The following is a 15947-nucleotide window of genomic DNA, read 5'->3' on the forward strand; positions in this document are numbered from 1 at the left end:
GCGGGCAGCTGGCTTGTTTCCGGCGGGAATCGGACGGGGAGCTGACCGGCGTCCCCGTCCCCCACCACCCGGTCCCACAACCGCGCGTCACCACTCTCGTCCCGCTCCTGCCACGCCGAGGTGTAATCCCTCTCCAGCCCGGAGGCACGCGGCGGCTCGGCCGCGGCGGGTGCGGGTACCGCCCTGTCGTCCATCCCTACGGCAGCTTGGGCGGGTACGGCTTGAACCGCGAGGTGTCGATGGCGAAGGAGAACGGTTCGGGGAGCGGTACCTGGTCGCCGAACTGGTACGGGTCCACTCGGCGGTAGGTCAGGTGGTCCGGCTCCGAGTACAGCTCGATCATGCATTCATTGGGGTCTACGAGGAGGTAGAGGGGGATGCGGCTCATCGCGTACCACATGCGCTTCTTGATGTAATCGCTGTCCCGGTCGGAGGAGACAACTTCAACGACGAGGTCGACGCGGTCGGCGGGGAGCGGATTCGGATTACTCCGGATCGCTTCCTCGACGGTGACGGTGAGGTCTGCCTTGGGCTCGAAGCTGGAGATGTCCGAGACAAGAGCCTGTTCCGGCAGGGCTTCCCACCCCTCGGCGAGCACCTGCGCGGTGAGCAGAGCAACGATGCGGTTGTGGAACGGTGCTGCCGACGCCTGCATAACGATCTTTCCGTCGATGAGCTCGATCTTGAGCTGGTCCAGCTCAGGGATCTTCTCCAGAAAGCGCAGCAGCTCGTGGCCCTTCTCGCCCCGCATGATGTCCTCAACAGTGTCGTGATGCATCAGGGTCATCGCGGCGCCTCCTTTCAGCCGGAGCGTAGGGTCGGCGGCCGCTTTGGGACGCACGATATCCGTCGTTGCCCTCTATCGGGTGATCCCGCGCCGCGTGGAAGGATGGCCCAAAGTCCGAAGCGAAGGAGATGAACGGGTGCCTGGCACGAATCTGACCCGCGACGAGGCGCAGCAGCGGGCGCGGCTGCTGAGTGTGGACGCGTACGAGATCGATCTGGACCTCTCCGGTGCGCAGGAGGCGGGTGAGGGCGGTACGTTCCGCTCGGTGACCACGGTGCGCTTCGACGCTGCCGAGGCGGGTGCGGAATCGTTCATCGACCTGGTGGCGCCGACGGTGCACGAGGTAGTGCTCAACGGTGAGAGCCTGGACCCGGGCACGGTCTTCGCGGACTCCCGGATCGCGCTCGCGGGGCTGCGGGAGGGCCGCAACGAGCTGCGGGTCGTCGCGGACTGCGCGTACACCAACTCCGGTGAGGGCCTGCACCGCTTCGTCGATCCGGTCGACCAGCAGGCGTACCTCTACACGCAGTTCGAGGTGCCGGACGCCCGCCGGGTGTTCGCCAGCTTCGAGCAGCCGGACCTGAAGGCGGCCTTCACCTTCACCGTCAAGGCCCCGGAGGGCTGGACGGTGATCTCCAACTCACCGGCGCCCGAGCCGCAGGACAACGTGTGGCGCTTCGCGCCGACGCAGCGGATCTCCACCTACATCACCGCGCTGATCGCCGGCCCGTACCACAGCGTGCACAGCACCTGGGAGGGCGACGGACGCTCGGTGCCGCTGGGCATCTACTGCCGTCCTTCGCTGGCCGAGCACCTCGACGCGGACGCGATCTTCGAGGTCACCCGGCAGGGCTTCGACTGGTTCGAGGAGAAGTTCGACTTCGCGTACCCGTTCGCCAAGTACGACCAGCTCTTCGTGCCGGAGTTCAACGCGGGCGCGATGGAGAACGCGGGCGCGGTGACCATCCGCGACCAGTACGTCTTCCGCTCGAAGGTGACGGACGCCGCGTACGAGGGGCGTGCCGAGACCATTCTGCACGAGCTGGCGCACATGTGGTTCGGCGATCTGGTCACCATGGAGTGGTGGAACGACCTGTGGCTGAACGAGTCGTTCGCCACGTACACCTCCATCGCCTGCCAGGCGCACGCCCCGGGCAGCCGCTGGCCGCACGCCTGGACCAGCTTCGCGAACTCGATGAAGACCTGGGCGTACCGGCAGGACCAGCTGCCCTCCACGCACCCGATCATGGCCGAGATCCGCGACCTGGACGACGTGCTCGTCAACTTCGACGGCATCACCTACGCCAAGGGCGCTTCCGTCCTCAAGCAGCTCGTCGCCTACGTCGGCATGGACGAGTTCTTCCAGGGCGTCCAGGCGTACTTCAAGGCGCACGCCTTCAAGAACACCCGCTTGTCCGACCTCCTCGGCGCGCTGGAGGAGACCAGCGGCCGGGATCTGAAGACCTGGTCGAAGGCGTGGCTGGAGACGGCCGGCATCAACGTGCTGCGTCCGGAGCTGACGGTCGCCGAGGACGGTACGGTCACCTCCTTCGCCGTGCGCCAGGAGGCCCCTGCGCTGCCGGCCGGCGCCAAGGGCGAGCCGGTGCTGCGCCCGCACCGCATCGCGATCGGCTGCTACGACCTCAAGGACGGCAAGCTCGTCCGTACGAACCGGATCGAGCTGGACGTGGACGGCGAGCGCACCGAGGTGCCCTTCCCCGCCGGCACGCCCCGCCCGGCCGTCATCCTCCTCAACGACGACGACCTGACGTACGCGAAGGTCCGCCTGGACGAGGACTCGCTGCGCGTCGTCACCGAGCACCTGGGTGACTTCACCGAGTCGCTGCCGCGCGCGCTGTGCTGGGCGTCGGCATGGGACATGACGCGGGACGGCGAGCTGCCCACCCGTGAGTACCTGGAACTGGTGCTGTCGGGCATCGCCAAGGAGTCCGACATCGGCGTCGTGCAGTCGCTGCACCGCCAGGTGAAGCTGGCGCTGGAGCTGTACGCGGCCCCTGCCTGGCGGGAGACCGGCCTCGCGAAGTGGACCGAGGCGGCGCTGGAGCAGCTGCGGGCCGCGGCCCCCGGCAGCGACCACCAGCTGGCCTGGGCCCGCGCGTTCATCGCCGCGGCCCGTACCGACACCCAGCTGGAGCTGGTCCAGGGCCTGCTGGACGGCACGCAGGAGCTGCCCGGCCTGGCCGTGGACACCGAGCTGCGCTGGGCACTCGTCCAGCGGCTCGCCACGACCGGCCGCGCCGACGACAAGGTCATCGACGCGGAGCTGGAGCGCGACCGGACCTCGGCGGGCGAGCGGCACGCCGCGGCGGCCCGGGCGTCCCGGCCGACCGCCGAGGCCAAGGCGGAGGCCTGGGCGTCGGTCGTGGAGAGCGACAAGCTGCCCAACGCGGTGCAGGAGGCCGTGATCGGCGGCTTCGTCCAGACCGACCAGCGGGAGCTGCTGGCGCCGTACGCGGACAAGTACTTCGCCGTGGTCAAGAGCGTCTGGAACAGCCGCAGCCACGAGATGGCCCAGCAGATCGCGGTCGGCCTGTACCCGTCCCTCCAGGTCTCCCAGGAGACCCTGGACGCGACCGACGCCTGGCTCGCCTCGGCCGAGCCGGGCGCGGCCCTGCGCCGCCTGGTGACGGAGTCCCGCTCCGGCGTCGAGCGCGCGCTGAAGGCCCAGCGGGCGGACGCGGCAGCCGCGTAACGGCGCGCCGGACCCACGGGAAGCGCCCCGGACCGGGTGGTCCGGGGCGCTTCGTCGTCCGTGCCGGGCGCCGGTGGGGCCGCCGCGGGCCGCCGCGGGCATGGTGACGCCCGGCAGGCGGCGCGTCGGGCGCTGCCGTCTGCCGGGCGAGCCGGTCGCCGCCGGGCCCCGCCCCCCTCCGGCGGGGCCCGATGCGGACGCGGTACGGGCCCGGTGCGGGCCCGGTGCGCGAGCGCACGGAGCCTGGTGCGGGCCCGGTGCGCCCGGTACGGAGCCCGGTGCGGGCCCGGTGGGCAGGCGGGTCAGCCGTTCAGTTCGTCGAAGCGGCGGACGAGTGCGGCGCGGCCGGTGTCGGTGAGGTCGCCGTGCAGGCGCAGGCGGGCGAGGCCGCCGTCGGGGAAGACGTCCAGCCGTACGTGTGTCGCGGTCACCGGGCGCGGGAGCGCGAAGCGGTGCGGGGTGTCGGGCTGGAGCCCGGTCTGCGGCAGGATCTCGAACCAGGAGGCGTCGTCCGCCGGGTCGGCGGTCTCCGCGTCGCAGCCGTAGAGCGCCGCCCAGCCCGCCGCGTTGCCCTTCAGGTACGCGGTGTCGATCTCGACGGCGCGTATCTCGCCCTGCGCGGCGAGGCGGAACCGTACCCAGTCGTTGGTGTCGCGCACGCGGCGGCGGCGGTTCTCCCAGCCGTCGTCCATCTTGCGGGACAGGTCGGGCTGGATGATCTGGGCGGGCGAGGAGTAGAAGCGGTCGGAGGCGTCCTCGACGACGCCGCCGTGCATGACGGACGCCAGGTCGACGGTGCCGAGCACGTCCAGCCACGCCGGGTCGGGCACGACCTCGCCGTACACCCGCAGCCGGGCGACGCCGCCGTCGGGGTGCTGCTTGAGGCGCAGGTGGGTGAAGCGGCGTTCGGCCGTCACCTCGAAGCCGTTGGCGGCGTGGCCGCGCACCGGGGTACGGGGGACGATCTCCTCCCACTTCACGGTGTCGGCGAGCAGGTCGGCGGGGCTCGGGCTGCCGGGGAGCGCGGTGGCCTCGACGGTGATCTGCTGCGGGTAGTTGCCGCGGAAGTGGGCGGTGTCGACGATGACGCCCCGGACGACGCCGGGGGCGGCCAGGCGGATCAGCGCCCAGTCGTGCTCGTCGTCGGTGGGGAAGGGGTGCGCGCCGTCGGCTCCGCGCCGCCGCCGGGTCTCCCAGCCGTCCATGATCTTGCCCTTGTGGCCGAAGCGCTCCGGGTCGAAGACCGCGGGGCCGGGCTTCAGCAGGTTCTCGCGCTCGGCGAAGAACTCGTCGTTCGCGGCGATCACGCCGGCGCCGAAGCGGCGGTCGGCGAGGTCGACGAGCGAGGTGAAGGGGAAGTCCCCGCCGCGGTAGTCCGCGTACGGATCGCCGCCGCCGTACGGGGCGGCGTCGTTGGCGTGCGGGTCGGTGGAGGAGGCGGCGGCCGGAGTACTGGTCATCTCTGCCCTTCGGTGAGGGGTGGTGTGACGCGGACTCCTCGACGATGGCAGGAACGTTTAATCCAGGTCTATCGAAAGTTTCTGGAGGGTATGTTCAGGCAGGCTGAACGGTCGGGATCAGAGAGCCGCCTCGTCCGGTGGCACGGCCGCCCTCTCGGCGACCCGCCGGAGCGCGGCCAGCACCCGTGCCAGCCCCGGCGCCCCCTCCGCCCCGCGCCGTACCGCCGCCACGACATGCCGCCGCGGCTGGTCGGCACGGAGCACCCGCACCGCCACCGCGGCGGCACCACTCTCGCCCCGTACGGGCTCGGACCGGCCCCGCGCCCCCGACATCGCCATCCGGGGCACCAGCGCCACCCCCATGCCCGCGCCGACCATGGCCAGGATCGCGTCCCAGTCGGCCGCGGCGTGCGCCCGTTCCGGGACGAAACCGGCGTGCTCGCACGCGGTCGTCGTGATCTGCGACCAAGGGCCGCTGCTGCCGAAGATCCACTGCTCGCCCGCCAGATCGGCCAGCCGCAGCCCCGGCTCGTCCGCCAGCGGGTGCCCCGCGGGCAGTGCCACGTCCAGCGGGTCGGCGAGCAGCGCGACCCGTGTGAACTTGGGGTCGCGCGGCGTCGGCGCGTGCGCGGCCAGCGAGAGCGCGAGGTCCACGCTGCCCTCCGCCAGCAGCTCGTACGCCTCCGCCGCCTCCGCCTCCCGTACGGACACCGCGAGGCCGGGGTGCGAGCCGCGCAGCTCCCGTACGGCGGGGACCACCAGCGCGGGGATCGAGGTGGAGAACGCGCCGACCCGTACCTCCCCCGCCTCGCCCTGGAGGTAGCCGAGCAGCTCGGCGTCCGCGCGTTCCAGTTGGGCGAAGACGGCTTCGGCGTGCCGCAGCACCAGGTGCGCGGCGTCCGTCAGGCGCACGCGCCGGCCGTGGGCCTCCAAGAGCGTCACCCCGAGCTGCCGGGCCAGCCCGGTCAGCTGCTGCGAGACCGCCGAGGGCGTCAGGTGCAGCGCCTCCGCGGCCGCGGTGACCGTGCCCAGCTCGTGGAGGGTGCGCAGGATGCGCAGCTTCTTGACGTCCCAGTCGGCCATGCGGGCAGCGTACGCACCGGGCGGTCCACGCCCCTACCGGCCGCGGGCCGCCCGGCGGGCGGCCCGGGCCGCCAGCCGCTCGTCGAACGCGCGCGCCTGGTCGTCCAGCCCGTCCATGAACAGCCCCAGCTCCTCCTGGGCCCGCAGTCCGGCCGGCCCGAGGCCGCCGATCTCCAGGACCTTCAGGTAGCGCAGCACCGGCTGGAGCACGTCGTCGTGGTGGATGCGCAGGTTGTAGATCCCGCCGATCGCCATCCGGGCCGCGGCGCGCTCGAAGCCGGGCATGCCGTGGCCCGGCATACGGAAGCCGGTGACCACGTCCCGTACGGAGCACATGGTCTGGTCGGGCGCGAGCTCGAAGGCGGCGGCGAGCAGGTTCCGGTAGAAGACCATGTGCAGGTTCTCGTCGGTGGCGATGCGGGACAGCATCCGGTCGCAGACCGGGTCGCCGGAGTGGTGGCCGGTGTTGCGGTGCGAGATGCGGGTCGCCAGCTCCTGGAAGGCGACGTACGCGATCGAGTGCAGCATGCTGTGCGCGTTGTCGGACTCGAAGCCGGCCGACATGTGCGCCATCCGGAAGTTCTCCAGCTCGACCGGGTCCACGGCCCGGCTGGTGAGCAGGTAGTCCCGCATGACGATGCCGTGCCGGCCCTCCTCCGCCGTCCAGCGGTGCACCCAGGTCCCCCAGGCGCCGTCCCGCCCGAAGAGGGTGGCGATCTCGTGGTGGTAGCTGGGCAGGTTGTCCTCGGTCAGCAGGTTGACTACCAGGGCGGTCCGCCCTATGTCGCTGACCTTGGACTGCTCGGGGGCCCACGGTTCGCCGCCCATGACGCCGTCGAAGTTGCGGCCGTCGCTCCAGGGCACGTACTCGTGCGGCATCCAGTCCTTGGCGGCCTTCAGGTGCCGGTTGAGCTCCTTCTCGACGACCTCTTCGAGCGCGTACAGCAGCCGGGCGTCGCTCCATGCGGCCTGGCCGCGCTCTTCGGCGTGGCGGTCGGGGGCGATGGTCACGGGTACTCCTGGGGACGGGGTTACCTACGGCTCCGTAGGTTACGCCATCGTAGGTTAGGCCCACGTCAAAACAAGCCCCCGTCGGAATCCCGCCCTCCGCTGAAGGGGCGCGGCGGTCCGGTGCGGTATACGCGGGCACGCAAAAGAGGGCGCCCGCCGGTTCTCGCGAACCTGCGGGCGCCCTCGAAGAGGCGTGGGAAGGAGTCCTGGATCAGGCCTTGGACTGCTTGCGGGACTTGTCGCCCGCCATGACCAGGCCGGCGATGACCAGGAAGAGGACGATGGGAGCGGCGACATAGAGGCCGAGCGTCTGGACGACACTCAGGCCCGGACCCGGGTCGTCACCATCGTCGCGGGTGAGCGCGAACGCGGGGGACGACATCAGCAGCATCAGCGCGGTGCCGGCCGTGATGGTTCCGGCGCGCAGGGCGTTCTTCTTGACCAGATTGCTCACGAGGTCAACGTATCGGACGCCGTTCACCCTCGCGCGTCCGGGGTGGCCTAACGGTTGACCTGGACGGCCGGGGGACGTTCAGGTGCCGGACAGATGAGCCGTCACCGGCGTCAGATGCGGCGCGGCCCGGGCCGCGAGGACCCGTACGCGTACGGCGTCGGCGGTCACCGGCGTGGGCAGCGCCAGGATGCGCCGGTGACCGACGGTCGTCCCCTCGGCGATCCGCCGCCACGTCCCGCCGGTCCGCGCCTCGACGGCGAAACGTTCCACCCGCTGCCCGTGCCACAGGTCCTCCCCGAGCCCGACCCGGTCGAACGTGACGCCTCCCGGGCGCGTGGCCGCACCCCGCCCGCCCGTCAGCAAATCCTTCCCGTACGTCTCCCGTACGGCCCGCCCGAAGCCGGTGAGGGCGGCGGCATCCGCCGCGCCGATCCGCCCGCTGCGCCCCGGCGGCACATTGAGCAGCAGCGACGCGTTGCGGCCCACGCTCTTCTCGTACAGCCCCAGCAGCTGGGCGGGCGTCTTGGGCCGCTCCCAGGGGTGGTGGAACCAGCCGGGCCGGATCGAGACGTCCGCCTCCGCCGGATACCACTGGAGGTACTTGGTGGCCGGCGCGAGCAGCTTGGCGCGGGAGCCGATGTCGGCGTCGGTGGAGTCGTTGGGCAGGCCGCCGGAGAGCACCGACCAGGGGTCGACGGCGGACGGGGTGACGCTCCACTCCGTCTCGCGCGCCACGCCCCGCTCGTTGCCGACCCAGCGCACGCCCTGCGGCCCCTGGAAGACGACGGTGCGCGGCGAGAGGTGCCGGATCGTCTCGAACCACTGGCGCACGTCGTACTTCTGCGTGATCCCGGCGGCCGCCCACGGGTTCGCGCCGTCCAGCCACAGTTCCTCGACCGGCCCGTACTGGGTGAGCAGTTCGTAGACCTGGTTGAGGTAGTACGCGTCGTAATCGTCGGCGCGGACGGTGAAGGAGGGCAGCCGGCCGTCGCGTACGGCGCCGGCGCGGTCGTCACCGGGGACGAGGGTGGGGAGGGTGCGCTCGGTGACGGGGCTGCCGTTGCCGAAGCGGCCCAGCCCGGCGGGGGCCCGGCCGCGGTCCGCCAGGGCGACCCGTTCCGGCAGGCTGAGCGGCTTGCCCTCGGCCTGCTTGCGCCGGACCTCCTCGACCCAGCGCGCGTGCCAGGCGTGCGGCAGCTCGGCGCCGTCGGACGGGGAGAGGTAGAGGCCGACCTTGAGCCCGGCCTTACGGGCGGCCCGCACGTACGCGCCGACGACGTCCGGCTGTCCGGGGCTCGCCCGTACGGTGTGCGGGGTGTAGCGGCTGGGGTAGAGCACGAAGCCGTCGTGGTGCTTCACGGTCAGCATGACCTGCTCGGCGCCCGCCGCCTTGTACGCGCGCATCCACTGGTCCACATCGATGCGCGGCGGCGCGAACCACCCCGGGTCCTCCGTACCGGAGCCCCACTCGCGGCCGGTGAACGTGTTCATCCCGAAGTGCGTGAACGCGGTGACCTCCCGTTCCTGCCAGGCGCGCTGCGCGGCGGTCGGCACGACGTGGGCGGCCTTCTCGACGATCCGCGCCGGAGTGTCGCAGGGCAGGACGGTCATCTGGGAGGCGGGGCGCACGGGGCCCTGGCAGGGGTGCGCGGCGGGTGGGCGGGCGAGGGCCGCCGGACGGACGGGTTCCGGATGTCCGTCGGCGGCGGTGGCCTGGAGCGGGAACGGCAGCGCGAGGGCAGCGGCGGCGGTGAGCGCGAAGACGGAGCGGAAACGGGCGCGTGACCAGCTTCTTGCCATGGTTCCCTCCAACTCCCCGACCGGTGATGGTCGGATCTCTTGGATGGCGTCCACGGCATGGTGACGTACGGCCGGGGCGACCGGAAGACCGGCACGGGCCACCGGCCTTCCCGGACGGTCCGGCCCGACTACCGCCGCACTGTGCGCAGTTCACTCATCAGCGCATGGAGCCGAGGTGACGCGGCGATCTCCTCCAAGGACAGCGGGCGCCCCGCGGAATCGGTGATCGGCAGCCGCCAGTTGGGGTATTCGTCCCATGTTCCCGGGAGGTTCTGCGGCCGCCGGTCCCCCACCGCGTCCGGCAGCCACACCCCGACCATGCGGGCGGGCGTCCGCAGCAGGTAGCGGTGCAGGGCCTTGACCGCCGCCTCCTCGTTCCCCCGCCCTTCCGGCAGCAGCCCCAGCCGATGCAGCGTCTCCAGCCACTCGCCGACCTCGACCGCCTCCGCCGCCTGCTCCTCGTGGAGCGGGCGGTCCAGCAGCCCCAGACCGTGCCGGAGGGCGGCGTGCCGGCCGGTCAGCCGGGCCGCCGTGCTGGGCAGGTCGTGCGTGGTGACCGTCGCCAGGCAGTCGGCGCGCCAGCCCTCGGGCGGCAGGGGCCGGGCCGGTTCCTTGGTGTAGTCGCGTTCGAACCACAGGACGGACGTGCCGAGTACACCCCGTCCGGCCAGCTCCGTACGGACCACCGGCTCGACCGTCCCCAGGTCCTCCCCGATGACGGCGGCGCCCGCGCGGTGCGCCTCCAGGGCGAGGACCGAGAGCATCGCCTCGGCGTCGTACCGCACGTACGCGCCCTCCGTCGGCGGCCGGCCCTCGGGCACCCACCACAGCCGGAACAGGCCCATGACGTGGTCGATGCGCAGGGCGCCCGCGTGCCGCAGCATGCCGCGCAGCAGACCGCGGTACGGGGCGTAGCCCTGGGCGGCCAGCGCGTCCGGCCGCCAGGGCGGCAGGCCCCAGTCCTGGCCGCGCGAGTTGAAGGCGTCCGGCGGCGCGCCCACGGACATACCGGCGGCGAAGGCGTCCTGCTGGGCCCAGGTGTCGGAACCGGAGGGATGGACTCCGACAGCCAGGTCGTGCACCAGCCCGATGCCCATCCCGGCCTCCTCGGCGGCGCGCTGGGCGGCGGCGAGCTGCTGGTCGGTGAACCACGCGAGGCGGCTGTGGAAGTCGATGCGGTCCAGCAGGCTGCCGCGCATCCGTGCCGTACGCGCCGAGCGCGGGTCGTCCAGACCGGCGGGCCAGCCGCGCCAGTCGGACCCGTACCGCTCGGCCAGTGCGCACCAGGTGGCATGGTCCTCCAGGCTCGTGCCCTGCTCGGCGAGGAAGTCGCAGTAGGCGGCGCGCCGTCCGGGGCTCAGCGGCACCTTCCAGAGCAGCTCCAGCGCTTCCTTCTTCAGCTCCCACACGGCGTCCCGGTCGATCAGCGCGCCCTCACGGAGCACCGCGTCGCGCAGTGCCCGGGCCCGTACGAGCAGCGCGTCGACCCGGCGGCGGGCGTCGCCTTCGAGGCCGCCGAACTCGGGGATGTCCTCGACGCGCAGGTGGACGGGGTCGGGGAAGCGGCGGGAGGAGGGGCGGTACGGCGAGGGATCGGTGGGCGCTCCCGGTACGGCGGCGTGCAGCGGGTTGATCTGTACGAAGCCGGTGCCGAGCGTGCGTCCGGACCAGGCGGCCAGGTCGGCGAGGTCGCCCAGGTCCCCCATGCCCCAGGAGCGGCCGGAGAGCAGGGAGTAGAGCTGCACCATGAAGCCGTGGGCGCGGCCGGGCGGCGTGGGCATCCGGTCGGGGGCGACGATCAGGTGGGCGCGGGCGGAGCGGCCGTCGGGTGTGTGGGCCCGCAGGGTGTGGATGCCGAGGGGGAGGCGGCCGACGGTGTCACCGGGGACGCGGTCGGGAGTGCGTACAGGGGCTCGGCGCGGTGAGCGGGCGCCGTCATGGTCCGGGGGCTGGGCGGGCGGCTCGTACGCGTACTCCGTGCGGCCTCCGGGGTCCGGCCCCCAGTCGAGCACCTCGCCCGACTCGGTCTCCACCCGCAAGGCGGTGCCCTCGGGCAGGCGTGCTAGGTCCGGCGGGCGCCCCGGGCGCACCACGACGGTGGGCGGGAGCAGGGCCTGGCCCGCGCCGTGGTCGTACGCCTCCAGAGCGGCGCGTACGGCGTGCGGAGTCGAGGCGTCGACCCCGAGCGCGGCGAGAACGGCGACGACGGTGTCGTCACCGACGTGTTCGATGCGTCCTGGTGCGGGCTCATAGGACGTGCACACACCGTGCAGACCGGCGAGCCGCGGTCGGCCCATCAGACCTCCATGGTCTCCGTGCCCAGGCCGGTCGCGGTGGGCTCGCTGGTCAGCGGCAGCTCGGCGGCGATCGGGGACTCACTGGTGAGCGGGGCGGCGTCGGCGAGCGGGGGCTCGCTGGTCAGCGGGGGTTCGCAGAAGCAGAGCGAGCCGGAGCCGTCCAGGCCGGAGTCAGGGCCGGACACGCCCTCGTACAGATCCGGCTCGACGGGTTTCTCCGGCTGGAAATTCTGCGGTTCACAGGGTTTGACGCGCTCTGCCGGGTACTCGGGAGCGGACGACAGTGCGTCGAGGAGAAGCTGAGCGGACGCGGCCACGGAGGGCCTCCCGTTCGTCGGTAGTGGGACACGACCTGCCCTACCCACTCCGGGCGGTCGCAGACGTATCCATTCAACCAACGTGACCCAGGTCACACATCCCTCGTGCAGGCGATTTGCCGGTGGCGGACGGGTGACGGCGCAGGGATGCCCATCGGGGCGGCGTTCCGGAGGAAGTCCTTCAGCATCACGGAGCGGCCCCGAAACCCCCTCGGGTGCCCCCGGAACACGCCGCGACACGCCGGCCGCACAGGGCAAACCCGGCACTTCGTGTGCTCCCGTTGACACCCTCACCGCCATAGTGGTGGGCTCACTGCCGAAGGCTGGTCCGGCGGCTTCCACGGAGTACTCCCTCGGGGTACTCCCGCGGGGGTACTTCCACGGGGCATGAGGCCCCCGCCGCGGCAGCCGGCTCAGGGGCGCGCGGCCGCGGGGCGGCCGGGCTGCGGTCGTCCGGTGCGTCACCGGCCGGCCGGTGAGTGGGACGACGGGGACTGAGGAGAGACCGTGCGAGTCCGGAGCGGCGTTCGGGACGCCGGACAGGTCGGCAAGCAGCGCGAGGGGGGCGGCGAGGCCGGGGACGGCAGGACCGGGACCGGCGGGGCCGGGGGCAGGGGCGCCGGAGACGGTGACGCCTTCCGGGCCGGGGACGAGCACGGGGATTCCGGAGACGCCTTCCGGGCCAGGGACGCCGCGGCCCGCCCGGCCACACACACCGCCACTTCCCTGACCGGCCCCACCAGCATCGGCACCGGCAGCCTCGGCGTCGGCGGGCTCGGGCGTTTCGGCGCCGTACGGGCCGGGGCCCGCGCGCGGGTCGCCGGGGCCACCGCCCTCGCGGCCGCCGTCATCGGCGGGCTCCTCGGCAGCACCGCCCCTGCCCACGCAGCACCCGCCGACCCGGCTGTCGGCACTCCCGACCTGTCCGGGCAGTCCGACAGCCTCGACAGTTCAGGCGGTACGGGCGGCACCGGCCGGACCGCCACCGCCGGGCAACTGCCCGCCGTATGGCCACGCCCGCAGTCGATGCGGTCGGGCGGCGCGTCCGTAGCGCTGGACGGCGAGGCCACCGTCGTCGCCACCCCGGACACCGACCCGTACGCCCTGAGCGCGCTGCGCGCCGTACTGCGCGACGCCGGGGTCCGCACGGTCCACGACGCCTCCCCAGGCGAAGCACTGCCCGGCGAGGGCCCGGTGTTCCGTGTCGGCGGCCCGGACACCGAGACCGCGCTACGGGCCCTGCGCGCACCCGCCCGCGGGGACCTGCCTTCCGGCGGCTACCGCCTCGCGGTCGGCAAGGTGGCGGGCCGGGACACGGTCGCCCTGGACGGTGTCGGCCCGGACGGCCTCTTCCACGCCGTACAGACCCTGCGCCAACTGGTCGTGGAGCGGTCCAAGGGCGGCGGCAAGGACGACGGCGGCAAAGCAGGCAGTGGAAAGGACGGCGGCGGCAAGGAACTGGCCGCGGCCGTCGTACGGGACTGGCCCGGCACCGCCGTACGCGGCATGACCGAGGGCTTCTTCGGCCAGCCCTGGACCCGCGAGCAGCGCCTGGCCCAGCTCGACTTCATGGGCCGTACGAAGCAGAACCGCTACCTCTACGCGCCCGGCGACGACCCGTACCGCCAGTTCCGGTGGCGCGACCCCTACCCGGCGGCGCAGCGCGAGGACTTCCGCGCGCTGGCCGCGCGGGCCCGCGCCAACCACGTGACGCTGGGCTGGGCCGTCTCCCCCGGGCAGGCCATGTGCATGTCCTCCGAGGACGACCTGAAGGCGCTGCGCCGCAAGGTGGACGCGATGTGGGCGCTGGGCGTGCGCGCCTTCCAGCTCCAGTTCCAGGACGTCAGCTACAGCGAGTGGCACTGCGACGCGGACGCCGACACCTTCGGCTCCGGCCCCGAGGCCGCCGCGAAGGCGCACGCCAAGGTGGCGGACGCCCTCGCCCGTCACCTCGCCGAGCGGCACCCCGAGGCGGCGCCGCTCAGCCTGATGCCGACCGAGTACTACCAGGACGGCTCCACCGCCTACCGGGAGGCGCTGGCGGCCGCGCTGTCCGACCGGGTCGAGGTGGCGTGGACCGGCGTCGGCGTCGTCCCCCGTACGATCACCGGCGGCGAACTGGCGGAGGCCCGCGAGGTGTTCGGCCACCGGCTGGTCACGATGGACAACTACCCGGTCAACGACTACGCGCAGGACCGTATCTTCCTCGGCCCCTACACGGGCCGCGAACCCGCCGTCGCCGCCGGATCCAGCGCGCTGCTGGCCAACGCCATGGCGCAGCCCACCGCGTCCCGTATCGCGCTGTTCACGGCCGCCGACTACGCCTGGAACCCGCGCGCCTACCGGCCCGGCGCCTCCTGGCAGGCCGCCATCGACGACCTCTCCGGCGGGGACGCCTCGTCCCGCGCCGCGCTGCACGCCCTGGCCGGCAACGACGCCTCCTCGGTCCTCGGCACCGACGAGTCCGCGTACCTCAAGCCCTTGATCGAGGCGTTCTGGAAGGCGCGCGCCGACGCCACCGACAACGACGACCGGGACGACGACGAGCGCTACACCAAGGCCGCCGCCCGGCTGCGGGCCGCCTTCCACACGATGAGCGGCGCGCCGGAACGCCTCTCCCCCGGCCTGGCCGACGAAGTACGTCCTTGGGCCCGCCAATTGGCGCGCTACGGTTCGGCGGGCGAGCGTGCCGTCGACATGCTGGTGGCGCAGGCCCGCGGCGACGGCTCCGCCGCCTGGACCGCGCAGCGCGCCGTCCAGGACCTGCTCAAGAAGATCAAAAAAAGCCCCGTGACGGTCGGAAAGGGCGTTCTGGGCCCCTTCCTCGACCGTGCGATGACCGAGTCCGACGCATGGACCGGTGCCCGCTCCGACCGCTCCGAGACCGCCCCGCCCCCGGACCAGGACACCCGTCCCACCTCCCTGACCGTCCCCTTCGGCCGCCCCCGCCCGCTGACCGCGGTCACCTCGCTCACCGAGCCGAGCCCGTCCGCGGCCGCCGTCTCCGTGGAGGCGCACGTCCCCGGCGAGGGCTGGCGCCGCCTCGGCGGCCTGTCCGGTACCGGCTGGACGCAGACCGAGGCGCGCGGTATGAAGGCCGACGCGGTCCGGCTGGCCTGGCAGGACGGCACCACCGCGCCGTCCGTGCACTCCTTCACCCCGTGGTTCGCCGACACCCCGGCGGCGGGCCTGGAGCTCTCCCGCGACGAGATCGACGCCGACACCGGCGGCACCTTCTCCGTGGACGCCCGGATCTTCTCCCGGCGCCCCTCCGACGTGGAGGGCAAGCTCACCGCCAAGGCGCCCGAAGGCTTCACCGTACGGGCGCCGGAGCACGTCACGGCCCCGCGCGGCGGCACGGCCACCGCCCGCATCCGGGTCACGGTCCCGCGCGACGCCAAGACCGGCACGTACGAGATCCCGGTCACCTACGGCGACCAGCAGCGGACGCTGACCGTCCGGACCTACCCGCCCACCGCGGGCCCCGATCTGGCGCGCGGCGCCGAGGCCGCCTCCTCCGGTGACGAGACGTCCGAGTTCCCGGCCACCGCCGCCACCGACGGCGACCCGAAGACCCGCTGGTCCTCCCCCGCCGAGGACGACGCCTGGCTCCAGTTCACGCTGCCGCGCCCGGCCCGCCTGGGCCGCCTCACCCTCACCTGGCAGGACGCCTACGCGGCCGCCTACACGGTCCGGGTGTCGTCCGACGGCGTCACCTGGCGCACGGCCGCCACCGTCCGCGACGGCAAGGGCGGCCGCGAAACCCTCCGCATGGACGCGAAGGACGTCCGCTTCGTCCGTATCCAGGGCGACAAGCGCGCGACCCGCTTCGGCTACTCGCTGTGGAGCGTGGAGGCGTACGCGGTGAAGGGCTCGGACCGGCCCGCGCCGCCGCCCGCCCGGCCGCCCGGCTCCGGTGGCGCCCAGCCCGGCACGCCCGCGCGGCCGGCGAAGACCGGGGGCACGCCCGAAGGCGGCCCGTCGGCCCACGAGACGTGGGCGGGCGGCGGGCGGTAGCGGGGCGC

At 73.2% G+C, this 15947-nt stretch carries 10 protein-coding genes; 2 read left to right on the top strand and 8 right to left on the bottom strand.

The features are described from left to right. Positions 1-196: 196 nt before the first annotated feature. Positions 197-787 carry a Uma2 family endonuclease gene (locus tag JXZ78_RS04985; RefSeq protein WP_050502537.1) on the bottom strand — a complete coding sequence of 197 codons (591 nt, stop codon included), beginning with the start codon at positions 785-787 and terminating at the stop codon, positions 197-199. Between the two features lie 136 nt (positions 788-923). Between JXZ78_RS04985 and pepN the strand changes: the two genes are divergently transcribed. After that, complete coding sequence (gene pepN, locus JXZ78_RS04990; protein WP_030020575.1) at positions 924-3500, top strand: aminopeptidase N; 2577 nt, start codon at positions 924-926, stop codon at positions 3498-3500. Positions 3501-3802: 302 nt separating this feature from the next. Here the strand turns inward: pepN and alc are convergent, their stop codons facing one another. The 7 genes from alc to JXZ78_RS05025 form a co-directional block, all read right to left on the bottom strand. Continuing rightward, complete coding sequence (gene alc, locus JXZ78_RS04995) at positions 3803-4960, bottom strand: allantoicase (RefSeq protein ID WP_030020576.1); 1158 nt, start codon at positions 4958-4960, stop codon at positions 3803-3805. A 117-nt stretch (positions 4961-5077) separates the two neighbouring features. Next, positions 5078-6043 carry a LysR family transcriptional regulator gene (locus JXZ78_RS05000; RefSeq protein WP_238782679.1) on the bottom strand — a complete coding sequence of 322 codons (966 nt, stop codon included), beginning with the start codon at positions 6041-6043 and terminating at the stop codon, positions 5078-5080. Between the two features lie 33 nt (positions 6044-6076). Continuing rightward, the gene (locus JXZ78_RS05005) at positions 6077-7054 is read right to left on the bottom strand and encodes an acyl-ACP desaturase (protein ID WP_030020578.1); all 978 of its coding nucleotides are present in this window, start codon (positions 7052-7054) and stop codon (positions 6077-6079) included. Positions 7055-7265: 211 nt separating this feature from the next. Beyond that, positions 7266-7508 carry a hypothetical protein gene (locus JXZ78_RS05010; RefSeq protein WP_030020579.1) on the bottom strand — a complete coding sequence of 81 codons (243 nt, stop codon included), beginning with the start codon at positions 7506-7508 and terminating at the stop codon, positions 7266-7268. A 78-nt stretch (positions 7509-7586) separates the two neighbouring features. Continuing rightward, a complete protein-coding gene (locus tag JXZ78_RS05015) occupies positions 7587-9308 on the bottom strand; it encodes an alpha-L-fucosidase (protein WP_030020580.1) in 1722 nt (573 codons plus the stop codon). A 128-nt stretch (positions 9309-9436) separates the two neighbouring features. Beyond that, the gene (gene malQ, locus JXZ78_RS05020; protein ID WP_030020581.1) at positions 9437-11605 is read right to left on the bottom strand and encodes a 4-alpha-glucanotransferase; all 2169 of its coding nucleotides are present in this window, start codon (positions 11603-11605) and stop codon (positions 9437-9439) included. Next, a complete protein-coding gene (locus JXZ78_RS05025) occupies positions 11605-11922 on the bottom strand; it encodes a hypothetical protein (RefSeq protein WP_030020582.1) in 318 nt (105 codons plus the stop codon). The genes malQ and JXZ78_RS05025 overlap by 1 nt, the downstream gene beginning before the upstream one ends. Positions 11923-12771: 849 nt before the next feature. Here JXZ78_RS05025 and JXZ78_RS05030 point away from each other — a divergent pair. Continuing rightward, on the top strand, positions 12772-15939 hold the full coding sequence (locus JXZ78_RS05030) for a glycoside hydrolase family 84 protein (RefSeq protein ID WP_238782706.1): 3168 nt from the start codon (positions 12772-12774) through the stop codon (positions 15937-15939). The last annotated feature ends 8 nt before the right edge of the window (positions 15940-15947 follow it).

It is taken from the genome of Streptomyces monomycini (genome assembly GCF_022271435.1).
GTDB classification, from domain to species: domain Bacteria; phylum Actinomycetota; class Actinomycetes; order Streptomycetales; family Streptomycetaceae; genus Streptomyces; species Streptomyces monomycini.